This window comes from Vibrio sp. SSH13-20 (assembly GCF_040104475.1).
GTDB classification, from domain to species: Bacteria; Pseudomonadota; Gammaproteobacteria; order Enterobacterales; family Vibrionaceae; genus Vibrio; species Vibrio harveyi.
Genome location: NZ_JBECOU010000001.1, coordinates 723,435 through 745,858, shown reverse-complemented (window position 1 = coordinate 745,858; position 22,424 = coordinate 723,435). Strand labels below are relative to the sequence as shown.

At 46.4% G+C, this 22,424-nt stretch carries 22 protein-coding genes; 11 read left to right on the top strand and 11 right to left on the bottom strand.

Going from position 1 to position 22,424, the window contains the following annotated elements:
- Positions 1–25: 25 nt before the first annotated feature.
- The 3 genes from ABMY42_RS03245 to ABMY42_RS03235 are packed head-to-tail and all read right to left on the bottom strand — an operon-like array spanning position 26 to position 3,939.
- Positions 26–1,180, bottom strand: a complete 1,155-nt coding sequence (locus ABMY42_RS03245; protein ID WP_349265968.1) for an acyl-CoA dehydrogenase family protein — start codon at positions 1,178–1,180, stop codon at positions 26–28.
- Between the two features lie 17 nt (positions 1,181–1,197).
- The gene (locus tag ABMY42_RS03240) at positions 1,198–2,691 is read right to left on the bottom strand and encodes a CoA-acylating methylmalonate-semialdehyde dehydrogenase (RefSeq protein ID WP_154202552.1); all 1,494 of its coding nucleotides are present in this window, start codon (positions 2,689–2,691) and stop codon (positions 1,198–1,200) included.
- Positions 2,692–2,727: 36 nt separating this feature from the next.
- Positions 2,728–3,939 (bottom strand): acetyl-CoA C-acyltransferase, encoded by a 1,212-nt coding sequence (locus ABMY42_RS03235; protein ID WP_349265967.1) that lies wholly within the window; start codon positions 3,937–3,939, stop codon positions 2,728–2,730.
- 290 nt (positions 3,940–4,229) lie between these two features.
- Between ABMY42_RS03235 and ABMY42_RS03230 the strand changes: the two genes are divergently transcribed.
- From ABMY42_RS03230 to ABMY42_RS03210, 5 genes are all read left to right on the top strand, one after another.
- Positions 4,230–4,616 (top strand): MerR family DNA-binding transcriptional regulator, encoded by a 387-nt coding sequence (locus ABMY42_RS03230; protein ID WP_349265966.1) that lies wholly within the window; start codon positions 4,230–4,232, stop codon positions 4,614–4,616.
- Between the two features lie 100 nt (positions 4,617–4,716).
- Positions 4,717–5,886 carry an isovaleryl-CoA dehydrogenase gene (locus ABMY42_RS03225; protein WP_274877724.1) on the top strand — a complete coding sequence of 390 codons (1,170 nt, stop codon included), beginning with the start codon at positions 4,717–4,719 and terminating at the stop codon, positions 5,884–5,886.
- A gap of 21 nt (positions 5,887–5,907) precedes the next feature.
- Entirely contained in the window at positions 5,908–7,512 is a 1,605-nt protein-coding gene (locus tag ABMY42_RS03220) for a carboxyl transferase domain-containing protein (RefSeq protein ID WP_349265965.1), read from the top strand.
- Positions 7,513–7,537: 25 nt separating this feature from the next.
- Entirely contained in the window at positions 7,538–8,383 is an 846-nt protein-coding gene (locus ABMY42_RS03215) for an enoyl-CoA hydratase-related protein (RefSeq protein WP_038898721.1), read from the top strand.
- Positions 8,380–9,276: a hydroxymethylglutaryl-CoA lyase gene (locus ABMY42_RS03210; protein WP_349265964.1), complete on the top strand. Its 897-nt coding sequence runs from the start codon at positions 8,380–8,382 to the stop codon at positions 9,274–9,276. Before ABMY42_RS03215 ends, ABMY42_RS03210 begins: the two co-directional genes overlap by 4 nt.
- Here ABMY42_RS03210 and ABMY42_RS03205 read toward each other — a convergent pair.
- Both ABMY42_RS03205 and ABMY42_RS03200 read right to left on the bottom strand, forming a co-directional pair.
- A complete protein-coding gene (locus ABMY42_RS03205; protein ID WP_349265963.1) occupies positions 9,273–9,824 on the bottom strand; it encodes a DUF2301 domain-containing membrane protein in 552 nt (183 codons plus the stop codon). The two genes, ABMY42_RS03210 and ABMY42_RS03205, sit on opposite strands and share 4 nt — an antisense overlap.
- Before the next feature lie 74 nt (positions 9,825–9,898).
- Positions 9,899–10,777 (bottom strand): DMT family transporter, encoded by an 879-nt coding sequence (locus ABMY42_RS03200; RefSeq protein WP_005440674.1) that lies wholly within the window; start codon positions 10,775–10,777, stop codon positions 9,899–9,901.
- A 344-nt stretch (positions 10,778–11,121) separates the two neighbouring features.
- On the opposite strand from ABMY42_RS03200, the gene ABMY42_RS03195 reads away from it, so the two are divergent.
- From ABMY42_RS03195 to ABMY42_RS03175, 5 genes are all read left to right on the top strand, one after another.
- Positions 11,122–11,292 (top strand): hypothetical protein, encoded by a 171-nt coding sequence (locus ABMY42_RS03195; protein ID WP_349265962.1) that lies wholly within the window; start codon positions 11,122–11,124, stop codon positions 11,290–11,292.
- A 469-nt stretch (positions 11,293–11,761) separates the two neighbouring features.
- Positions 11,762–12,130, top strand: coding sequence for a cytochrome c (locus ABMY42_RS03190; RefSeq protein WP_017819538.1), 369 nt, complete (start codon positions 11,762–11,764; stop codon positions 12,128–12,130).
- Between the two features lie 15 nt (positions 12,131–12,145).
- Entirely contained in the window at positions 12,146–13,555 is a 1,410-nt protein-coding gene (gene ccoN / locus ABMY42_RS03185; RefSeq protein ID WP_005451576.1) for a cytochrome-c oxidase, cbb3-type subunit I, read from the top strand.
- Between the two features lies 1 nt (position 13,556).
- Positions 13,557–14,168: a cbb3-type cytochrome c oxidase subunit II gene (locus ABMY42_RS03180; RefSeq protein ID WP_005451574.1), complete on the top strand. Its 612-nt coding sequence runs from the start codon at positions 13,557–13,559 to the stop codon at positions 14,166–14,168.
- Complete coding sequence (locus ABMY42_RS03175) at positions 14,165–16,321, top strand: c-type cytochrome (RefSeq protein ID WP_349265961.1); 2,157 nt, start codon at positions 14,165–14,167, stop codon at positions 16,319–16,321. Before ABMY42_RS03180 ends, ABMY42_RS03175 begins: the two co-directional genes overlap by 4 nt.
- A gap of 309 nt (positions 16,322–16,630) precedes the next feature.
- On the opposite strand, the gene ABMY42_RS03170 is transcribed toward ABMY42_RS03175, so the two are convergent.
- The 4 genes from ABMY42_RS03170 to ABMY42_RS03155 all read right to left on the bottom strand — a co-directional run bounded on the left by ABMY42_RS03170 (position 16,631) and on the right by ABMY42_RS03155 (position 19,453).
- The gene (locus tag ABMY42_RS03170) at positions 16,631–17,164 is read right to left on the bottom strand and encodes a hypothetical protein (RefSeq protein ID WP_061066363.1); all 534 of its coding nucleotides are present in this window, start codon (positions 17,162–17,164) and stop codon (positions 16,631–16,633) included.
- The gene (locus ABMY42_RS03165) at positions 17,158–17,544 is read right to left on the bottom strand and encodes an MAPEG family protein (protein ID WP_005449392.1); all 387 of its coding nucleotides are present in this window, start codon (positions 17,542–17,544) and stop codon (positions 17,158–17,160) included. The genes ABMY42_RS03170 and ABMY42_RS03165 overlap by 7 nt, the downstream gene beginning before the upstream one ends.
- A gap of 198 nt (positions 17,545–17,742) precedes the next feature.
- Entirely contained in the window at positions 17,743–18,648 is a 906-nt protein-coding gene (rarD, locus tag ABMY42_RS03160; RefSeq protein ID WP_009696156.1) for an EamA family transporter RarD, read from the bottom strand.
- 82 nt (positions 18,649–18,730) lie between these two features.
- Positions 18,731–19,453 carry a sulfite exporter TauE/SafE family protein gene (locus ABMY42_RS03155; protein ID WP_005449394.1) on the bottom strand — a complete coding sequence of 241 codons (723 nt, stop codon included), beginning with the start codon at positions 19,451–19,453 and terminating at the stop codon, positions 18,731–18,733.
- A 354-nt stretch (positions 19,454–19,807) separates the two neighbouring features.
- Between ABMY42_RS03155 and ABMY42_RS03150 the strand changes: the two genes are divergently transcribed.
- Positions 19,808–20,353 (top strand): type II secretion system protein, encoded by a 546-nt coding sequence (locus ABMY42_RS03150; RefSeq protein ID WP_009696154.1) that lies wholly within the window; start codon positions 19,808–19,810, stop codon positions 20,351–20,353.
- A gap of 47 nt (positions 20,354–20,400) precedes the next feature.
- Here the strand turns inward: ABMY42_RS03150 and ABMY42_RS03145 are convergent, their stop codons facing one another.
- The gene (locus ABMY42_RS03145) at positions 20,401–21,381 is read right to left on the bottom strand and encodes a chemotaxis protein (RefSeq protein WP_005449396.1); all 981 of its coding nucleotides are present in this window, start codon (positions 21,379–21,381) and stop codon (positions 20,401–20,403) included.
- A gap of 272 nt (positions 21,382–21,653) precedes the next feature.
- Positions 21,654–22,376, bottom strand: coding sequence for a nitroreductase family protein (locus tag ABMY42_RS03140; RefSeq protein ID WP_005449398.1), 723 nt, complete (start codon positions 22,374–22,376; stop codon positions 21,654–21,656).
- Between the last annotated feature and the right edge of the window lie 48 nt (positions 22,377–22,424).

Below are 22,424 nucleotides of genomic sequence, written 5' to 3'. Positions count from 1 at the left end.
ATAAAAGCAGAGCTTGTCGGCGCATTTATAGCAATGCCGACTCCTCTGCGAGCAATCGACGCGCGATGATCAACCGCATGATCTCGTTAGTACCTTCCAAAATTTGGTGTACTCGAACATCACGGAAATAGCGCTCCATTGGGTATTCTTTGATGTAACCGTAGCCACCGTAAAGTTGCAGTGCTTGGTCACAAACTTGAAAGCCGACATCGGTTGCAAAGCGTTTTGCCATAGCACAATAAGTCGTGGCATCTGGGTCACCTCGGTCTAACTTGCTGGCGGCGTAACGTACCAGTTGGCGAGCAGCGACAAGCTCGGTTGCCATGTCTGCCAATTTGAACTGCAATGCTTGGAATTGAGCTAATGATTTGCCGAACTGTTTACGTTCTTGCATGTACTGCGCCGCTTGATTCAACGCTTGCTGAGCCGTGCCGACCGAACAGGTCGCAATGTTGATGCGTCCACCATCTAAACCTTTCATGGCGAACACAAACCCTTGTCCTTCCTCCCCGAGCAGATGTGATGCGGGAATAGAAACATTGTCGAAAGTCACCGCGCGTGTTGGCTGACTGTTCCAGCCCATTTTCGGCTCTTTACGTCCGTAGCTAACACCGTCTGCATCGGCGGGGACAACAAACGCGGATACGCCTTTCGCACCTGCATCGCCGGTTCTCGCCATCACGACTAAAACGTCAGTATCGCCTGCGCCAGAGATAAAGGTTTTGCCGCCGTTGAGTATGTAGTTACCACCTTGCTTAGTCGCAGAAGTCGTTAGAGACGCCGCGTCCGAACCTGCGTTTGGTTCAGTTAAGCAATAAGATCCGAGAAACTCACCCGTAATGAGTTTTGGGCAGAATGCGTCTTTTACTTCATCGGTCGCAAAGCTCGCGACCATCCAAGTCACCATGTTGTGAATGGTCATAAATGCGGTGGTCGATGTGCACCCCATAGAAAGTTGCTCGAAAATGATAGACGCATCTAACCGGCTTAAGCCCAAACCGCCTTGTTCTTCTGGGGTGTAGAGGCTCAAGAAACCGAGTTCTCCTGCCTCTCGTAGGATGTCTTTGGGGAAGATTTGTTTTTCATCCCACTCTGCTGCCATTGGCGCTAAACGCTCTGCCGCAAACTGCTGAGCCGTGTCGGCAAACATACGTTGATCTTCGTTGAGTTCAAAATCCATATGAGCTCCTTACTTCGTTAGCGCAAGTTAATAGTGAGATTTGGACCGGTTGGGATATCGTCATCAAACCAACGTGCCGTCACGGTTTTGGTCTCGGTGTAGAAGCGCACCGCTTGTTTGCCGTAGGCGTGCAAATCTCCGTAGAAGCTGCCGCGCCACCCAGTAAACGAGAAGAATGGCAAAGGCACTGGAATCGGCACGTTTACACCTACCTGACCGACTTGAATCTCATGTTGATACTTTCTCGCCGCCGCACCATTTGCAGTGAAGATGGAGGTTCCGTTGCCGTATGGATTGCGATTCACGAGCTCTATCGCTTCTTGTAACGTGTCGACCTCAATACACACCAAAACAGGTCCGAAGATTTCTTGGGTATAAATCGACATCTCGGTGGTGACGCCACTGAATAAGGTTGGACCAACCCAGTTACCCTCTGGGAAGCCTTCGACTTTGCATTGGCTACCATCAAGTTCACACACCGCCCCTTGTTGTTTGCCTTCTTCAATCAAACCGAGCACACGCTGTTTTGCTTGTGCGCTGATCAAAGGACCATACGCTGCATTCTCGTCATCCCAAGCGCCGGGATGCACTTTCGCCATTTCTTGTTTTAAATCGGCAATCCACTCTTTCGAACTGCCTACAAACACTGCGACGGATATCGCCATACAACGTTGCCCTGCCGCACCAACCGAAGAGCCAACTAAGTTGTTCACCACTTGGTTTTTGTTCGCATCTGGCATTACTACCATGTGGTTTTTCGCGCCAGCAAAGGCTTGAACACGTTTGAAGTTCTGTGTGCCTGTGGTGTAAATGTATTGCGCTACAGGTACAGAACCAACGAAAGAAACGGCTTGGATATCGGGATGTTTCAGCAACAAGTCGACCTGCTCCTTACGACCATGCACGATTTGCAGCACACCTTTTGGCGCACCCGCTTCTTCGAACAACTCAGCCAAGCGAATGGACGTTAGCGGCACTTGTTCAGAAGGTTTTAGGACAAAGGTATTCCCGCTCGCAATCGCAATTGGGAACATCCAGAGAGGGATCATGGCTGGGAAGTTAAACGGCGTAATACCGCAGCACACCCCAAGCGGTTGAATCAGCGAATAGCTGTCGATATCTGTAGCAACATTCTCGACGGTTTCTCCCATCATGTTGCTGGCGATATTGGCAGCTTGCTCGACCACTTCGATACCACGCCACACATCCCCTTTTGCATCCGCAAAGATCTTGCCTGTTTCATGAGAAAGTAACGTCGCCAATTCATCATGATGTTCTTTCAGTAGATGTTGGTAGCGCAGCATTAAACGCGCTCGCTCAGACACGGCGACATCTTTCCAACAGGTAAAGGTGGCTTTTGCACTTTCAATTGCCGCGTGCATCTCTTCATCCGTTGCGCATGGCAAACGCGCAATCACGTCATTTGTGGCTGGGTTTGTCACTTCTACCCAATCCGTTGCTTGAGATTCACGAAACTCACCATCGATGAATAAGGGAACCGTGCGAGTCATAATCTAGTCCTTCTTTACGTTATTCGATAATTGGAATTAAAGCGGTATCTCAATACCAATAGCAGTGGCTTCACCACCACCGATACACAGTGATGCAATACCTCGCATCACTTTTTTATTGTTGTTGTCGCCATCTACACCAAGCGATTGCAGTTGGCGCAGGCTATGAATGAGAGTCACTAAAATACGAGCGCCACTTGCGCCAATTGGATGCCCAAGCGCACACGCACCGCCTTTGATGTTTACTTTGTCTTTATTGATGCCTAATTGGCGCACCGCGATTTGCGTGACAACGGCGAACGCTTCGTTGATCTCCCAAAGATCGACCTCGTCTACTGACCAATCGAGTTGAGATAACAACTGCTCTATTGCAAAGACGGGCGCGAGGGTAAATTCGGCGGGCTTTCTGGCGTGGGTCGAGTGTCCTTTGATGATTGCTAATGGCGTTAAGCCTTGATGCTGTGCCACCTGCGAGTCCATTAACACCAAGGCTGCAGCACCATCGGATATCGCACTTGAGTTTGCAGCCGTCACCGAGCCGTTCTTATCGAATGCGGGTTTGAGTTGGGGAATCTTGTCGAGCTTAATCGAGCGAGGATGTTCATCGTAATCCAAAGTTGAAGCGCCATGACGAGTCGTGATTTCTATCGGCGAGATTTCGTCGTCAAACAGACGCTGCTCTTGCGCTTCCAACGCTCTTGTCGCAGATAGGATTGCCCATTCATCCATTTGTTCACGAGTAAACTCAGAACGGTCAGCCGTCTGCTGCGCATAGACTCCCATCAAATGCCCTTCATACGCATCTTGAAGACCGTCGAGAAACATATGGTCGTAAGTAGATTGGTGACCCATTCGCATGCCGTTACGCGCTTCTTTAAGCAGATACGGCGCATTGGTCATGCTTTCCATACCACCGGCGATGGCACTGCGAATGCTGCCCGCTTTGATAAGATCGTGAACCAGCATGACGCTTTTCATGCCAGAGCCACACACTTTGTTGATGGTGGTACAGCCTGTCGTCAGCGGAAGATCTGCACCTAGTGCTGCTTGTCTGGCTGGTGCTTGCCCACATCCCGCAGGTAATACGCAGCCCATATAGACTTCGTCGACTTCGCTAACGCCGCTCGCATCCATTGCCGCTTTGATAGCAAATGCCCCTAATTGAGGCGCTGAATAACCTTGTAACTGACCTTGAAAGCGCCCGATTGGCGTTCGCTTTGCACTGACAATCCAGATGTCGTTTCCCATGTTCTCGTCCCTTCTGACGATAATTCACAGTTCACGAACTCATCCCTCACACCTGCTACCACGGAGCTTTCACACAGAATGTGGTGTCACTCCAGCCTCTCATAAAACGATGAATTTTCGCACTGTGATTTCTTGACGTTTACGTAAGCATAGCACTAACATTTACGTTAACGTAAAGAAACACATTAATAACAACACAAATTTACTCTCATGCTTTTAGCTAGACCGTTTAGTTCAAGGCTTGAAGGGATTTTAAGAAGCCAAAACTATTCATTAGAGGGAAAAACCGAGTGGATAAATTCAAGATAAGTGACCTCGCCAAAGAGTTCGACATCACGACCCGAAGTATTCGTTTTTATGAGGATGTCGGGCTGATAGAGCCGGAACGAAAAGGAAATATTCGCGTATATCAACGCAGGGATAAGATCCGTCTCAAGCTGATTTTACGTGGTAAGCGATTGGGCTTTTCGCTTGCGGAAATTCGAGAGTTGTTCGAGCTTTACGATACCCAACAAAGCGATGGTCAGCTGCTTAAAATGCTAACCATTATTGATGAAAAACAAGCGCACTTACAGCAGCAACTGGACGATATTAGCGTTGTAATGAATGAGCTGGAAACCGCCAAAGAGCGATGCAAACAAGCGCTAAGCGACAATAAAACTACAGCCAATAACTAAAAACTTGTAACGACTAAAACAAACAAGAATAACCATAATTTCCAAGCCCAAGCAGTGTAACTCGAACTAACAACCGCAGTACTTTCAACAGGGAAATGTTATGAAAAGCAGCTACACCCCACTCAACTTTGGGCTTGGTGAAACCATCGATATGCTCCGAGACCACGTCAACGCGTTCGCCACCGAGCATATCGCCCCCATCGCCGCAGACATCGACCGCGATAACCAATTCCCCAATCATTTGTGGTCCAAGTTTGGTGAAATGGGCTTGCTTGGCGTAACCGTCGACGAAGAGTTTGGCGGTGCAGGCATGGGCTATCTTGCTCATGTTGTTGCGATGGAAGAGATCAGTCGAGCTTCGGCGTCTGTAGCACTCAGTTACGGCGCACATTCCAACCTTTGTGTTAACCAAATCTTTCGCAATGGCTCTCCTGCTCAACGAGAAAAGTACCTACCTAAACTCATTGATGGTTCTCACGTCGGTGCATTAGCCATGAGTGAGCCGAACTCAGGTTCTGATGTGGTTAGCATGCAGCTACGAGCCGAAGATAAAGGTGACCACTATCTGATGAACGGCAACAAAATGTGGATTACCAATGGTCCTGATGCCGATACCTTAGTGGTTTACGCGAAAACCGATCCCAGTGGTGGGTCTCGCGGCATCACCGCCTTCATTATTGAGCGGGATTTTGAAGGCTTTAGCCATGCGCAAAAGCTCGACAAACTTGGTATGCGCGGCTCCAACACCTGTGAATTAGTGTTCCAAGACTGTGTCGTGCCAAAAGAGAATGTGCTGGGAGAGTTAAACCGTGGTGTTGAGGTGTTAATGAGCGGTTTGGATTACGAACGCGTGGTATTAGCAGCTGGACCGCTTGGCATCATGCAAGCCTGTATGGACGAAGTGGTTCCGTATGTTCATGACCGCAAACAGTTCGGCAAATCCATCGGTGAATTCCAACTAGTGCAAGGAAAGCTTGCTGACATGTATTCACGCATGAATGCCGCCAAAGCTTACGTTTATACCGTCGCTGCCGCCTGTGACCGAGGTGAATGCACACGTAAAGATGCCGCTGGCGTGATCCTTTACAGCGCCGAACTTGCCACGCAAATGTCCCTCGATGCTATTCAGCTGTTAGGCGGCAATGGCTACATCAACGAATACGCGACTGGGCGATTACTCCGTGACGCCAAACTGTATGAGATTGGTGCTGGCACTTCTGAAATTCGCCGCATGCTGATTGGACGAGAGTTGTTCGAAGAATCTCGCTAACCCACCGACAAGGAAGTCACTATGGCAATCATTAAAAGTAAAACCAAGCCAACCGACGAGCTATTTTTGTCGAACAAAGCGGTCATGATCGAGTTGGTGAGCAACCTTAAAGCCAATATAAAAGCCATCAAACAAGGTGGCGGACAAAAAGCCATTGACCGCCAACGCCTGAAAGGAAAACTGCCCGTTCGTGAACGTGTTATGCATCTTTTAGATGAAGACAGCGAGTTTCTTGAAGTCGGACAATTCGCCGCGTGGAACGTCTACGAAGAATCAATTCCATGTGCAGGTGTCGTCGCCGGCATTGGCACCGTAGAAGGCATTCAATGCATGGTGATCGCCAACGATCCTTCCGTCAAAGGCGGCACCTACTACCCGCTCACCGTGAAAAAGCATCTACGCGCGCAAGAGATCGCCCAACGTTGCCAATTACCCTGCGTCTATTTGGTGGACTCTGGTGGCGCGAACCTTCCTCATCAAGCAGAAGTCTTTCCAGATAAAGAACACTTTGGACGTATCTTCTTCAATCAAGCCAGAATGTCAGCGCAAGGCATTCCTCAAGTCGCGGTTGTGATGGGGCTTTGTACCGCAGGTGGCGCTTATGTGCCAGCGATGGCGGACGTTTCCATCATGGTCAAAGAGCAAGGCACCATCTTCTTGGCAGGTCCTCCGTTAGTTAAAGCCGCTACGGGAGAAATCGTCACCGATGAAGAATTAGGCGGTGCCGATGTGCATTGTCGTAAGTCTGGCGTTGCCGATTACTACGCAGAAAACGACCAACACGCATTGCAACTGGCACGCGAAGCTATCTCCAATACCAATCAATCACTCCCTATTCAAAGCGACAAACCCGTGTTGCCACCACGTTATGATGCAGAAGAGATGTACGGCATCGTCAATGCGAATCTGCGCTTGTCTTTTGATGTTAGAGAGATCATCGCTCGTGTGGTCGATGACTCAGACTTCGATGAATTCAAAGCTCTTTATGGCAAGACCTTAGTATGTGGCTTCGCACGAATTCACGGCCATCTGATTGGCATTGTGGCGAACAACGGCATCTTGTTTTCTGAGTCCTCACAGAAAGGCGCGCACTTTATTGAACTGTGTGCCAAACGCAAAATTCCCCTACTGTTTTTGCAAAACATCACTGGGTTTATGGTGGGCAAAAAACTTGAAGCAGAAGGTATTGCCAAGCACGGTGCGAAACTGGTGATGGCGGTTGCGTGTGCGGATGTGCCTAAGTTCACAGTGATTATTGGCGGCTCTTACGGTGCAGGCAACTACGGCATGTGCGGTCGTGCTTATGACCCAACCATGATTTGGATGTGGCCAAACGCACGAATCTCCGTCATGGGCGGAGAACAAGCCGCTGGCGTGCTCACTCAAGTACGTCGAGAAGTGAAGAAACGCCAAGGTGAAGAATGGCCAGAGCCCGAAGAAAGTGCATTCCGAGAATCTATCGTAGACTTGTATGAGTCTCAGGGGCATCCCTACTACGCCAGCGCGCGTTTATGGGATGACGGCATCATCGACCCAAAAGAGACGCGTCAAGTATTGGCTCAAGCCTTAAAAGCCGCGCTCAATGCGCCAATTCCTGACAGCAACTTTGGCATATTCAGAATGTAGAAATGTAGAGAAGAAAGGACGTCACATGCAGGATCATCAACCGAGTATCATCCCCAACACCCAACGACAAGATGAAGTACTTTGGAACGTCGATGAATTCGGCGTCGCAACGCTTACGCTCAATCGCACAGAGAAGCACAATGCGTTTGATGCTTGCATGATTGATTTGCTGATCCACAGACTGGATTACCTCGCTTTGCGTACCGATGTTCGCTGCTTGGTGCTTCGAGGAAACGGCAAACATTTCTCCTCTGGGGCTGATTTGAATTGGATGAAATCCATGGCAAGTAGCACCAGAAAGCAAAACCTAGAAGACGCGCAGAACCTTGCACGCCTGATGCATACACTGGACGCTTTCCCTCAGCCTACTATTGCTGTTGTGCAAGGTTCCGCTTTTGGTGGCGCATTGGGCTTGATCTGTTGCTGTGATATCGCCATCGCAGCGGAGAATGCGAACTTCTGCTTGAGTGAAGTCAAACTGGGGCTGGTTCCCGCAACCATCTCTCCTTATGTCATGCGAGCAATGGGCAACCGACAAGCTCGTCGTTACATACTCAGCGCCGAAGTGATTAACGCCACCAAAGCTGAAAAGTTTGGCATTGTGCATGAGGTTCATAAGCTGGATAAAATCGAAGCCGTAGTAGAAAGCTTGATTGATTCTTTGCTGCTCAATAGCCCAGATGCGATGCGAAAAGCCAAAGCGTTATGCCATCAATGCCACCAAAATCCGATTGATGGTCAGCTTATTCAATACACGAGCCAGCTTATCGCAGACATTCGCGTATCGCCGCAGGGACAAGATGGCTTGCAAGCCTTTCTGGAGAAACGAGAACCGGGTTGGATAAATAAGCCAGCTAAGGGCAAGAAATGAATTTGCCAAACAAGGTAAATATTGTCGAAGTGGGTGCGAGAGACGGTCTGCAAAACGAATCACCAGTGTCCACGCAAGCCAAGATCCGCTTAATCGACCTGCTCTCAGATACAGGGCTCACCCATATTGAGGCAGGCTCTTTTGTGTCGCCTAAATGGGTGCCTCAAATGGCGGATTCGCGCGATGTGATGAAGAAAATCACCCGCCGCCACAACGTCACCTACTCAGCCCTAACGCCTAATGTGCAAGGCTTTGAAAAAGCGCTTGAAGCCGGCGCTACCCAAGTCGCCATCTTCACCTCTTCATCGGAGGGCTTTTGCCAACACAACATCAATTGCTCGATTGCAGATAGCCTTACCCGCTTTGAACCAGTAATGGAATTGACAGCAAAGCATAACATTCCCGTTCGGGGTTACTTATCTTGTGTGGCAGACTGCCCCTACGACGGGCCAACTAAACCAGAACAAGTCGCAAGAGTTGCCAACCTGCTGATGGAATTAGGCTGCTATGAGGTTTCACTTGGAGACACCATAGGTACAGGTACGCCTATGCGCATCGCTAAAATGCTCGAGGCTGTGCAAGTAAAAGTCCCAACCGACAAGCTCGCTGTGCATTTTCACGATACGTGGGGTCAAGCGTTAGCAAATATCTACCAAGCCTTAACAATGGGTGTCCAGACCGTCGATAGTAGTGTAGCTGGACTTGGGGGCTGCCCTTATGCTCATGGCGCTTCAGGTAATGTTGCTACCGAAGATGTGCTCTACCTTTGCCAAGGCTTAGGAATCGAGACCGGAGTAGATTTGGAGTTGCTCGCCAGAGCCGGATGGATGATCAGTGAAGAGTTGAACCGCCAGCCGACCTCAAAAGTCTCACTGGCGTTAAAGCAGCACTAGATCTCGTAATTCGCTTTGATACCGATATCAAAATGCAGCGGCATACGCCACTTAGCAAAAGACAGAAAGCCCATGACTAATCCAGCCAACAACATAGTAATGGCAGCAAGGATTGGAAGGTTAAACCACAATGCAAACGTAGCTACAGCGAGAAACGCGGGCACCATCTTCAAGCCTGGCACTTTAAAGCAAAAAGACTCTTTAAGCGCAATACCCGAAAAGGTCACAAAGATAAAGCCAAGCCCTAACCAAGTGCGCTGAAACTCCAAGTCACTCACCATCAATACCAAGCCAATCCAAGATGCCCAACTGATCACGGCTCGTACGTGTTTACTGTAAACGTGGACATTCGCGGCAGATAACGCGCCAGCCACACAAAGCACAATGACTGAGGTTTGGTAAACCAATGGTGAACTAGAAATTGCACCAGAGACAAGAACCGAAAAAACAAGCAGCGCCATTGCAAACAAAGTGATACCAAAGCGATACAAGCACACGCTGATTTTATCGAGTGAATCCAGCGTCTCTTGATGTTCTGTGTTTGCCATGGAAAGCATCCTGCCTAGAAATGAAAAGGAACAAAAAGCCAACGAGGGTGAAATCGTTGGCTCTATAAACTTAATTACGCCCGTTTGGGAAAGCGAAGTTTACCGCCAGTTCGGTAGATCACCAAAGAGAATAAGATAAGAGCGCAGCCGACGAGTTTATTAGAGGTCAGCACTTCGCCATACCAAATCACACTTAGAATCACAGTCCAGACAGGTTCAAGGATCATAATCAGTGCAGCGTTACCCGCTTGGACAAACTTTTGCCCCATGGTTTGCATCACATAACGCAAGCTGGTTGCCAAAAGCGTACTCAGCGCAAACCAAATCCAAATAGACGTCGATACTTCAGTTGGCACCGTTTCCACCAAAGATGAAATCAACAAACCAATCAAACCCGTGACAAACAATTGGATGCACGTCAGTAACAACACAGGCAATTTTTGCGAATACTTGCTGTTTACGTTGAAGTGCAGAGCGAGCATCAAAGCAGCGCCTAAGAACCAAAGTTGACTGCTAGATTGTTGCCAACCACCAGCTAAAGACAAACACCCTAAGCCAAGAATCGCGATTGGTAGTGACACCCAAAAAATTCGTTGAGGTCTTTGACGAAACATAATCCACGCGACAATGGGTACGAACAGCATTGATAGGCTCATGATGAATGCACCCTCACCTAACGTATCACTGATTGAAATCGCATAGATCCAACACATCAGCGCGCCTCCCAAAAGCACACCAACGCCTGCCGCGGCAAAAATATCTTTCTTGTTGGCAGCACGAAGCGGTTTGATACACAGAGGCAACAAACACAGTGAAGCGATAGTGAATCGCAGACCGATAAATCCGAATGGAGGGAGACCTTGAATGGTTTCTTTAGAGAAGATCCACCCTAATGCCGCTATCATCGTAGTAGCGACGAGCACGAATGCAGCTTTGCGTTCTGAGTTAAACATAATTACTCACAAAAAAGACCCTACGAAGGATTCGTAAGGGGTTCATATATCATTGATTTTAATGCGTGATTGCTAGTTATATTTACATCGCAAATGCTGGACTAAATGTGTACTTAGACTGAGGAGTGTTAACGTTTGCGAAGCGTTCACAGTATACATTGTGACTAATTCATCATCGAGAAAATTACTGTGAAACCCTGTCATTATTTTGTTATTTGAAACCATCAGAATTACAAGTAATCCTTTAGGTAAAAACTCAAATACAGTACGGAATAACCTAAGTCTAAATTCGGGGCAAAATGTTACAATAGCAACGAAACAAAATAGACGTCAGGAGGTACTTTATGAGACATTCAACCGTACTCTTTTTCATTCTGATCGCCTTGCTTATCATTGCTCCAATTGCGCTCGGCTCGCTGTTTAGTCTTATCTCCTCTTTTCGCGTGAGTACTATCGAAGCCGATCCAATATCCACCACACATATCTACGACATGATGATCTACCGTGGTCGATAATGTGTTTTGAAAGATCTCCTATTCTCTAACCGCTCTTGCTTATACCCAAGTAGCCTCGAGATGCTAGGTTCAGCGAGAATAACTTAGTTTGTAGACGCGGCGGCGATTTAAAAGTCTAGTGGGTATAAATCAGGGCGGTTTTCAATTTCCTTCATCCTCTTAAAACAATACTGAGCCCACTCAAATCAAACAAAACTCGCCATTTTTCAAAAGGCAAAAGCTAAGCACCTCTTTTCACTTTAGTTGTATTGGTAATGATTTTGTCCAATCCATCGAGTTGGCGCGTATTAGTAATGAAAACCACAACTAAATCGGCTTGTACATAGCGATATCGCCAGTACCTGCTTACTCTTTAACCTACAACAATAAAAAACAAACCCGTTCATTCACCTCACGAATAAGAGCGAAGAGCCTGTTTGTAAAACGCCCAAGTTAGTGAAAACGCATTCAAATTACTAGGGAATCAGTGATGAGATTAAAGAACACACAATGCATGAGCACAGTGCTGAAGACGGCTCTCGTCGTCACTATGTGCTTCTCTCCGATCACCTTCGCATCCGACACCAATACCGATGCTCAATTTGAGGTTGGTAAGGAAAAGGCGAAAGTATGTATGACGTGTCATGGTACCGACGGAATTTCTACTATCGACGCCTACCCGAATTTGCGCGGTCAGAAAAAGAGCTATCTAATTTCGTCTTTGAAGGATTACAAAGCGCGTGAGCGCACAAGTGGTCTGGCGGTATTAATGCAGCAGCAAGCTGATGCACTTTCTGATCAAGATATCGAAGACATCGCCCATTACTACTCACAGTTAGGTAACGAGCCGCAGCCTTAAACGAGGAGCGTTCTTATGGAACAAGCAGCAACTCAATACAACACTCAAGTTGTGAAGTATTTTGTGTTGGCATCGTTAGTGTGGGCTATTGCAGGGATGATCATCGGTGTCATTCTTGCCGCGCAGTTATATTGGCCCGTGCTCAACTTTGATTCTCAATACTTCCAATTCGGTCGCCTGAGACCATTACATACTTCCGGCGTGATATACGGTTTTGTCGTCAACATATTGATGGGTACTTCTCTTTACATCGCTCAACGCACCGGACGCTGTAATCTCTTCAATCAAAGTTTATCTTGGATGGTTTTCTGGGGATGGCAATTGGTGCTGTTCTTAGCACTCGTTACGTTACCAGCTGGCTACACGACATCTAAGGAGTATGCAGAATTAGAGTGGCCAATCGACGTACTGATCGTCTTGGTCTGGGTGCTCTACGCTGTGCTGTTTTTTGGCACGATTGCGAAGCGGAAAGTTGACCATATCTTCGTTGCGAACTGGTTCTTCGCCGCCTTCATCATTGTTATTGCGATGATCTTCATCGTGAACAACCTTGCCATGCCCGTCTCTTTGATGAAGTCCTATTCAGTGTTTGCCGGAGCGCAAGACGCTATCGTGCAATGGTGGTGGGGTCACAATGCAGTGGGCTTCCTACTGACTGCTGGTGTGATTGGTATGAACTATTATTTCATACCTAAAGCCGCTGACCGCCCTATCTACTCTTACCGTTTGTCTGTGATCCACTTTTGGGGCTTGGTTGGTTTTTACACTTGGGCAGGTACTCATCATTTGGTTTATTCATCAGTACCTGTTTGGGTGCAAAACATTGGCATCATCATGTCTCTCATCCTTTGGCTTCCTTCTTGGGCAGGCGCTTTCAACAGTGCGATGACACTTCTACAAAACAAAGAGAAGCTCAAGTCTGACTACATTTGCCTGTTCTTCTTCTCGGCAATTCTTTACTACTGCTTGGCCACATTTGAAGGACCTCTATTGGCGATTCGCTGGTTCAATATGCTAGCGCATAACACCGAATGGGTGATCGGGCACGTTCACTCTGGCGCATTAGGTTGGGTGGGCATGTCCGGCATTGCTGTGTTCTATTACTTCATCCCGCGTCTGTGGAACAAAACCGAACTTTGGTCGCAGCGTTTGATCAAGTGGCACTTCTGGCTAGCCCATGCTGGTGTCGCCATCTACGCTATCGCACTTTGGGTAGCAGGTATTGGCGAAGGCTACATGTGGCTAACCCAAAACGAGAATGGCGAACTGGTTTACAGCTTTATTGAAGCCATGAACTTTAAAGCGCCATGGTTGTTCTTACGTTTCTTCGGTGGCGCACTCTTTGTACTTGGTTTGTTCCTGATGGCGTTTAACTTGTATAAGACCGTGCGTTCTCCATCCGTACTAGTGGCAAAGGAGGCATAAGATGAGCAAAGACTTTACTCACTCGGTTATCATCTTAATCATCACCACGGTGGTTGTAGCTTCTTTTTCACTCGCAGTTTGGGTTGTGCCGAATATTCTTCGCACGGATGACATCGCCAAAGGCAGTTTAGCTAAGCCCCTAACCGCAATTGAGCTTGCGGGGCGCGATATCTACATCAGCGAAGGTTGCCATGTGTGCCACACACAAATGGTTCGCCCATTGGAACCAGAAATCAAGCGCAATGGCCGCGCTAATCAAGAGTCTGATGATATTTACGAGTTTCCAAATTTGTGGGGGTCTAAACGTACTGGACCAGACTTAACCAACCTAGGTCGGAAATATTCGGACCAATGGCATGTATTGCACCTTATCGATCCACGCCAAGTTGTACCAACATCCATCATGCCTGCTTACCCTTGGTTGTTTGAGCAAACTCTGTCTGGTAATGCCATTGGCAACAAGATGGAAACACTGCGTACGTTAGGCGTACCCTATACCGACCAAGAGATATCAGACGCACGTCTACAAATTCGAGGTAAAACCAAGGGTGAAGCTTTGATTCGTTACCTTCAAAGCCTTGGTCAAGACACAGCACAGGAGGTGGCACCATGAGCACATTCTGGAACTGGTGGGCAGTTGCCTGCACCATAATATTTTTTGCCCTTATGGTAAGTGTTATCGTCAAGTATTGGCGAAGCAACCACAAAGCAGATCAAGACCACACCATTGCTTCTTTTGATGGTATAGATGAGAAAGATGCCCCACCACCTAAGCTGCTGTTTATAAGTTACGCTGTCGCGTTTTTACTCTCTGCAGGCTATTTAGTGTTGTATCCAGGGCTAGGTGAATGGAAAGGATTGGTGAATTATGACCAAGGAAATGACAAACTCAGCTCACCTTCGACCACACTCGATCAGCAGTTTAGCCAAGTAACAAACACCTCTTTGGCGGTACTTGCACAAAATACCGACATCGTACGCACTGGACGCATGCTGTTTCAGACCCATTGCGCCGCTTGTCATAGAGATAACGCGCAAGGGCAAAAACACTTTCCTAACCTTATCGATAAAGAATGGATGTATGGTGGAGATGACGATGCCATTATTCACTCCATCGCAAAAGGGCGTAACGGTGCTATGCCGGGATGGGTAGAGGTAATGAGAAAAGACGAAGTAAATAAAGTCGCCTATTACCTCGCCTCTCTCAATCAACGCCACAGTGACGTGCCAGAGGTAAAAGTTGAACTTGGTAAACGTCTGTTTGTGGAATACTGCGCTTCATGCCATGGAGATGGCTCCATCGCAAACCAACAAACCGGTGTGCCTGATTTGTCAGACAGCGTTTGGCTTCATGGCGGCAGCATCGAAGAGATTCAACACACCATCAATTACGGTTTGAATAATCTGATGCCAGCGTTTGAGAACCAGCTTTCTGAGCACGAAATCCTCGCGCTTGGTGCTTACATCCGTAAAGCGGGTGAAGAGCAAGAGCAGAAACTCGCAGCGCTTAATGCCGAGTCTGTCGAACGTGGCGAGTACTTGGCACACGCCGGTGATTGTGTCGCTTGTCATAGTGCGGAAGGTGGCGAACCTTTTGCGGGCGGTCTGCCGTTTGTTACGCCTTTTGGTACCATCTACTCCACTAACATCACGCCTCATGCCAGTGAAGGTATTGGTGAGTATAACTATGATGACTTTCGTGATGCACTCGTGAAAGGTAAAGGCAAGCACGGTTATCTCTACCCTGCTATGCCTTACACCTCATATCAATATCTGACTGAACAAGATATGACGGATTTGTGGCAGTACATGCAGTCTATCCCTGCCGTGGCGCGTCGTAACGATGAAAACCACATGATGTTCCCATCGAACATTCGTCTTGGTCTCCTTGGTTGGAACATTGTCTTTATGGACACCGATCCTATCGACTACAACCTACCTTCAGAGCTTGAGGGCGTGGTGGAGGACGTCGAGAAGTGGCAGAAAGGTAAATATTGGGTGGCAGGTTTAGGGCACTGTTCAGAGTGCCATACGCCGCGTAACATTGCTCAAGCGCTAATCCCTGAACGCATCTTCCAAGGCAACTTGATAGATGGTTGGAACGCACCTGACATTACGTCTACAGAGCTAAATGTAGGCGGTTGGGATGAGAAAACACTAACCGACTTCTTGCACACTGGCCACTCAGACAAAGGTACCGCTTTTGCCGGGATGGCTGACGTGGTCAAAAACAGCTTGAGTTTGATGACGCGCGAAGACATCGAGTCCATGTCCTATTACCTACTCAGCGGTGACGTAAACAACTTCATTGCTGCCGATGCGGTGCCTTTAGAGCCGAAAGGGTTCGATGAAGCTGCCTATCAAGATCCGATCTATGCTACTTACAAACAAACGTGTGGCGCGTGTCATGGGAACGATGGTAAAGGTCGAGACCCTATAGCACCAACGCTCTTGAACAATGGCATCATCATGCACAGTGACCCATTCAACACTATTGCGGTAACGGTGCGTGGCTTGCAGCCTACCTATATTGATCCGGAGCGTAACTTCATGCCGATGGCTAGTTTTGAGGATATCCTCTCTGACGCACGTTTAGCCGAGCTCATTACCTTTGTACGTAGGCATCTCGGGGATCAACAGCAGGAAGTGACGGCGGCAGATGTGCGAGAAGTGAGAGAAACATTGGAAGCGGCTGGATATGCTGGCGGTCTGCACACCACCCCAGACATGTACGACAGGCGCGACAACACTATCAACATTCGCTAGGGTCAGCAGACTTCAGGACCTGTTTTTCCAAGCTAACAGGAATAAAAAAAGCCAATCACAATTGGGTGATTGGCTATATATTTCTGTGAACAATCTGGTTCACTAACAACGTCAGTTGGCTAGGTGACCCTCGGCTTAAAAGGGTCGTATAAACTAAAGCATTAGACATGCCAACTTTTCGATGCAGTAAAACCGATTGTTATTTAATCATTTGCAGTCAAATTGAACGAATAATCACACTAACCACTTTCCACTTATTGCATATTGCGAACAAGACCTTGCAATATGCAAATACAATCTTCAATTCATTTATGGCTTACGGGCGAGATCTCTCGCTAAAATTAATGCCAAACCGAAGACTTGAAGAAACAAACCAATACTTTTATACCAAGCCATCTTTTCTTCCAAACCTGTCATCACTTCCGTGGTTTCCAAGCTGGCAAGGTAATAGCTGTCTATACGATTACGGTAGTTATTTTGCGCCTGATTGATCTCAGACATCAGATTAGGTAACTGTTCAATTTGGATTGGACTTACTTCCTGCCCTGTCCATGCTGACAAATGCCCTCTCAACACTTGGTTCATTTCTTCTGAAACAGGTTCACTCTGAGCAAGGTGCAAATGCAACAACAATACTTCCCGCTTTCGCTCCAATGTTTCGACACTATTCCAAGCGAGTTGTATCGAATAGAGGTTATCGGCTTTTTGTTCAGCCAGTAAACTGATCTCTTTACCGAGTTTATCTAACACAACACTGGTTAAGATAATCGCAGCAATATTAAGAACCAGTCCAACAAACACCAATAGCCATGCAGGCGGTAAGTATGTCGATTTTTTTACCATAAGCTCCCGTAAGGTAAATAGATCAAGTTAAGGGCTACTAAACCAATCATAGTAAAGAAGGTTAACTTCATCCCTGTAATTCGACCTTTTAAATCCTCACCGAGAATTCCCTTTGCGTGAATCACACGCCCAATCACAAATACAATACCAGCAAGGTGTATCCACAGTAGCGAAGCGCCGTTGTATTCTAATAACGCCATTAAAATGAGAGTGATAGGAACGTATTCACTTGCATTGCTTTGTGCGCTGCGAGCGATTTGAAGCGCCTCAACTCCACCATCGGCGTAAGCGATTTTGTTGCTGCGGCGTTGCTTGATGACTTGAAAAGCGAGCCAGATGAGCAGTAATGCGAGAATAGATGCGTAAAGCGCGGTAACCATAAAACTTCCTTCTTTAGATATTATTTTGAGCTAATTATTCTATAAAAAACATATTTATAAAATACATACATTCTTGATTTAGAGTGACTAGATCTTTAAATCGCCGCCGCGTCTACAAACCAAGGCATTCTACCTGAACCGGGCATCCCGAAGTTGCTTGGGTATAAATTAGCCCTATAAATCTAAAGAAAGAAATCATCAAAGAGAGTGGTTAGCGAGCTTTTTACGCTTAGAAAGCTTGGCGATACCTTCGCAGATCGTGAACAGCAGACCCACCCAAATAAAAGCAAATGTCACCGCTTTTACACTATCGAATAGTTCACCAAAGAACACGACAGCCAATACAAATTGAAGACTCGGTTCAATGTATTGCATCAACCCTACTGTCGACAGGTTAGTAATTCGGATCGCAATCGAATAAAAAATCAGTGGGAGAATAGTTACTGGCGCACTTCCTAAATAAAGCATGAACGTGGTCATGTCGACGGTTGAAGATAACTCACCGATCGTCCATTGCTTAAACATCAGATATGCCAATGCGATTGGGGTAAGCACCACCGCTTCAATAAAGAGTGTTGTACTCCAATCAAAGTTAATCTTTTTCTTAAATAAGCCATAAAGAGAAAAGAATAAGCCCATTGTCAGTGCCACTAATGGTAACTGACCATATTGGATAACCTGATAAACTACACCGATGGTTGCTAAAAGAATGGCGATGAACTGACCTTTTGACAGCTTATCACCAAGGACAAAAACACCCAGCGCAACAGAAACCAAAGGTCCAATAAAGAAGCCTAAGCTCGCATCAATAACACGGTTATTGGTTAACGCCCAAGTGAATGCAACCCAAGAAATACACATTAGGCTACTTGCAACAAAGGTATACCAAAGGGACTTTTTATCTTTCCAGATAGCAGCCCATTTCGGCATGTGATGCGTGATCGCCAGTACCAATAGAAACCCCACAGGTACAGAGCCAATGATGCGCAGCGCTAACAGTTCATCCATTGATGCATTTGGCAGAAAACGATAGTAAACAGGCAACAATCCCCAGATAACAAAGGAAAGTGCAGCCATAAAATTACCGTAACGATTGTTGTTCATAACTGACTCGACAAATAAAAAAGTGACGCGATTCTATAGAGCAAATTTGGTTTGTAAAGCGAAACAAAAGGACCAATATTCGCTATAAGGCTAGGCCTTGAATTACCGCGGTAATTCCACTAATAAAACACAGCGCTAGCGCACCGAAACGCACTTTTTCTTTAGGCAAGGACTGTGTTGTTTTTATTGCCAACCAATAGCCGAACGCGGCTGCAGGCAGTAAAGGCAAAGTAATGATCAAATGATGAAGATTGAAGAATCCCACCGGAATTTGAACCACCAACGAGATAATAGAGCTAAACACAAAGAAAGCAGAAAGGTTACCGCGTAACTGATTCGCTTCTTGATGCTGAAGTAGTAACGCCATCGGCGGGCCACCGATCGCGGAGCTTGTACCAAAGAGCCCCGAAAAGAAACCTGCAAACGTCATGCGTCCTGGTGTTGGCTCAATGCGAAAAGGTAAGACACTCACAGCCACAGCAAAAAGCACGAGAAAACCAATCCAAAGCGTTAACGCTTCTGTCGAAACATAAAACAGCAGCGCCCCACCCGCTAACGATCCGGGAATACGACCGATCAACGCCATCTTTAAACCACCGAGTTCAACATTACTGCGGTGCTTCATCGCATTCATTAATGAAATAAACAATGCAACTAAACAGATGGGAGCAGGAACGTATTCCGGAGCCCATAGAATAAGTAGTGGGGCCGCGACAATAGCCAAGCCAAAGCCAATAGCCGTTTGTACATAAGAGCCGAGGAAAATCAGCCCCATTGCAAGCAAATTAGTAGAATCGAATTCCATCGATGCGTTCTTATATTTTATCTATTTATTAGAGAGTTAGTTAAATATAAATTATCTATTATTCACCTACTCTCGCCCTGCGTAGGATTCATCAAACCTATCTAAAACACAATCAAAATATTTCAATAACCGAACTTTAGAGGCTCACTTTCTGCAACTTCGAATTTTGTACAAAGATGCAATGTTTAATTTATCAATACACCTCTATCCAGAACACAAAATCGACATTATAATCAGCGGCTTTTATAGCGTGAATGCACTATCAAAATTCACCACACGTAGAATTTCACAGTCTAAGGCACTAAATAAAAATAAATATTAGACTATCGTATCAACCTAACTTAAAGATGGTTTATGAAAAGAAAATCAGGTTTTACTTTAATTGAGCTTGTTGTTGTAATCGTAATTCTTGGCATCCTTGCTGTCACTGCCGCCCCCCGCTTCTTAAACATTCAAGATGATGCTCGCGAAGCGCGTTTGGAAGGAATGAAAGGTGCAATTGCATCAGCTCTGAACATTGGGTATGGAAAAATGGCGATCGCGGGTCTCGAAGGTCTCTCCTATGTTTCTAATGATACTGACTATAAAAATCATGATGGAAGCATGCTAGTCCCGATGCAAGGTTTACCCTTTGATGGATGTGAAAAAAGTTCAAGCACGCATTGCGCGTTTGAATATGGTTATCCGCAAGCAGATACAACATCATTAACTGTACTTGTGCAAGAACTAGGTAGTCATGTTGAATCAACTGATTGGATGATACGAATGCTTCCAAACAGAACGGCTTACATAACAGCTCGTGATGACAAATCCGCCAACGAAAATGAATGTAGTATTATCTACGCTCCGCCAGAAAACGCTAAAGCCAAATACACTCTAAAAATAAACAAATGTTCATAACCAAAAAAGGCTGCCAATCGGCAGCCTTTTGTCATCTTGTTCTCTGCTTATGCAAAGTTAAACACGTATTTATCCATCATATTGACCATACGACCAATCTCTGGCTTAGTAATCGTGTCATTTGCCCCTAGTGATAGTGCTTTCGCACGGTTATCTTCACTCATTAGAGAAGAAAACATCACGATTGGCATTTCATTGTAGGCTTCCGTTTCACGTAGTCGTTTTACCAAGTGCATACCATCCATACGCGGCATTTCAACGTCGGTAACAACAGCATCAAGCAGCTCACGCACTGGCAGTTGTTCTTGTTTCGCTACTTCGATGAGACTCATTAACTTCTCGTAAGCTTCGCCGCCGTCTTTACATGTGATCACGTTATAGCCTGCTGATGCTAAAGTATCTTGAATCAGTGAGCGAATAAACGCTGAATCGTCCACAACCATAACGGTTTTCGCATTACGCTTACCAACCATACGCTGGTTAAGGTCAACCGATTTATCACCCGTTACGTCGTATTTTTCCATACTCAGCTCTGGGTTGATGTCTGCAATGATTTTCTCGAAATCGAGGATCATGATCAGATTGCCATCTTTGCGAACAACAGCAACCACACAGTCCTGTTCACCAGCTTCTAGGAACTGGCTCGGTGATTCTACGTCATTCCAAGAAATACGGTGGATGCGTGAAATGCTGTCAATCAAGAAGCCATTCGTCATCTTGTTGAAATCCGTCACAATCACAAACTTACGCTCTAAGTCGCGACGAGTCGGAACGCCAAGCCAACCAGCAAGGTCCACCAACGGAGTTAACACTTCACGGGAAGAGAACACGCCAATCATATGCGGTTGTGCGTTCGGATAATCGGTAGTCTCTGGTACGCGAATCACTTCGCGAACTTTAGCGACGTTAATACCGTAATAACATGTTTTTGTGCTGCCATCTGGCATCTGTTTTTCTAGGTGGAACTCAATGATTTCAAGCTCATTGGTACCACTCTCAGTCAATATAGTGCTGGTTACGTTACTCATAAACACAATTATCCAAAATACGCACCAAGAAAAAGGCTTGATGCAATGCCACAGAGAATCACTTCACAGGCGAAAAAATCCAAGAGTCCTTTTGTAGTCGTTGAGACAGAATTTGTAAATAATCAAAAGGATGCTGACTGCACACTTCTATATCAAATGCTTAAAATTTGTCTCATTTTTGTACAAAACACATTCAAGTATTCAATATTGCAGCTGGGTTCCTTAAGTTAACGGCAGGGAAAACAAAAAGTTTAGCCATAATTAGTAAAGAATCAGTGAGTTTTAATGACCGCTTCGTTATCTACGCGATGACGCTCGCCATAAACCCCTTCTTCGGTTCTGATACCACAACTGATGATCATGGTGATTTGATCACTGTCTCTTAGATTAAGCAACTGTTTTACACGTTTTGAATCGAAGCCTTCCATTGGGCAAGTGTCATAGCCTTTTTCTCTCATCGCGTACATAAAAGTCATCGCTGCCAAAGAAACACTCTTATGCAAACAAACACGTACGTCACTTTTAGCCACTTCTCTTACCATCGGCTTGTTTCGACCTAGCCACCAGCTGTATAACTTGCGTACCGCCCCGCGTATGCCAAATGCATCATTGTTATAAACCATTGGGATAAGTTTTTCGTAATACTTTAGAGCGCGCTTGGCCGCAGCGTCGTCACGGCCTTCAAAAGCTTGGCGCACAGTCTCTGCGTTGCGCTTTGCGCGCTCTTCCCAGTTATGAGTAGTCGCCACAAAAACGACTAACTCATTCGCCGTTTTTGCCGCATTTTGTCCCATGCAGAAGTCGGCTAGTTTCGCTCGCTTCTCCGCTGAAATCACTCGATGAAATTCCCACATCTGCATATTACTGCTGTTTGGGCTAAGCGTGGTCAACGCGAGCGCCTTGGCTACATCATCATGGTTAAATTCAGCATTCGTATCGTACTTTCTAACGGAACGACGTGAATGAACAATAGATTCAAAAGAAGATTGGCTCATAACGGACTCAAAACTTAGGTAAAAGCGCGATCTTTACTGATTCATTGC

Excerpts from the sequence above, each read along its gene's own strand:
- ABMY42_RS03245 (WP_349265968.1), bottom strand. The coding sequence starts at position 1,180 with ATGGATTTTGAACTCAACGAAGATCAACGTATGTTTGCCGACACGGCT.
- ABMY42_RS03240 (WP_154202552.1), bottom strand. The coding sequence starts at position 2,691 with ATGACTCGCACGGTTCCCTTATTCATCGATGGTGAGTTTCGTGAATCT.
- ABMY42_RS03235 (WP_349265967.1), bottom strand. The coding sequence starts at position 3,939 with ATGGGAAACGACATCTGGATTGTCAGTGCAAAGCGAACGCCAATCGGG.
- ABMY42_RS03225 (WP_274877724.1), top strand. The coding sequence starts at position 4,717 with ATGAAAAGCAGCTACACCCCACTCAACTTTGGGCTTGGTGAAACCATC.
- ABMY42_RS03220 (WP_349265965.1), top strand. The coding sequence starts at position 5,908 with ATGGCAATCATTAAAAGTAAAACCAAGCCAACCGACGAGCTATTTTTG.
- ABMY42_RS03215 (WP_038898721.1), top strand. The coding sequence starts at position 7,538 with ATGCAGGATCATCAACCGAGTATCATCCCCAACACCCAACGACAAGAT.
- ABMY42_RS03210 (WP_349265964.1), top strand. The coding sequence starts at position 8,380 with ATGAATTTGCCAAACAAGGTAAATATTGTCGAAGTGGGTGCGAGAGAC.
- ABMY42_RS03205 (WP_349265963.1), bottom strand. The coding sequence starts at position 9,824 with ATGGCAAACACAGAACATCAAGAGACGCTGGATTCACTCGATAAAATC.
- ABMY42_RS03200 (WP_005440674.1), bottom strand. The coding sequence starts at position 10,777 with ATGTTTAACTCAGAACGCAAAGCTGCATTCGTGCTCGTCGCTACTACG.
- ABMY42_RS03195 (WP_349265962.1), top strand. The coding sequence starts at position 11,122 with ATGAGACATTCAACCGTACTCTTTTTCATTCTGATCGCCTTGCTTATC.
- ABMY42_RS03190 (WP_017819538.1), top strand. The coding sequence starts at position 11,762 with ATGAGATTAAAGAACACACAATGCATGAGCACAGTGCTGAAGACGGCT.
- ccoN (WP_005451576.1), top strand. The coding sequence starts at position 12,146 with ATGGAACAAGCAGCAACTCAATACAACACTCAAGTTGTGAAGTATTTT.
- ABMY42_RS03180 (WP_005451574.1), top strand. The coding sequence starts at position 13,557 with ATGAGCAAAGACTTTACTCACTCGGTTATCATCTTAATCATCACCACG.
- ABMY42_RS03175 (WP_349265961.1), top strand. The coding sequence starts at position 14,165 with ATGAGCACATTCTGGAACTGGTGGGCAGTTGCCTGCACCATAATATTT.
- ABMY42_RS03170 (WP_061066363.1), bottom strand. The coding sequence starts at position 17,164 with ATGGTAAAAAAATCGACATACTTACCGCCTGCATGGCTATTGGTGTTT.
- ABMY42_RS03165 (WP_005449392.1), bottom strand. The coding sequence starts at position 17,544 with ATGGTTACCGCGCTTTACGCATCTATTCTCGCATTACTGCTCATCTGG.
- rarD (WP_009696156.1), bottom strand. The coding sequence starts at position 18,648 with ATGAACAACAATCGTTACGGTAATTTTATGGCTGCACTTTCCTTTGTT.
- ABMY42_RS03155 (WP_005449394.1), bottom strand. The coding sequence starts at position 19,453 with ATGGAATTCGATTCTACTAATTTGCTTGCAATGGGGCTGATTTTCCTC.
- ABMY42_RS03150 (WP_009696154.1), top strand. The coding sequence starts at position 19,808 with ATGAAAAGAAAATCAGGTTTTACTTTAATTGAGCTTGTTGTTGTAATC.
- ABMY42_RS03145 (WP_005449396.1), bottom strand. The coding sequence starts at position 21,381 with ATGAGTAACGTAACCAGCACTATATTGACTGAGAGTGGTACCAATGAG.
- ABMY42_RS03140 (WP_005449398.1), bottom strand. The coding sequence starts at position 22,376 with ATGAGCCAATCTTCTTTTGAATCTATTGTTCATTCACGTCGTTCCGTT.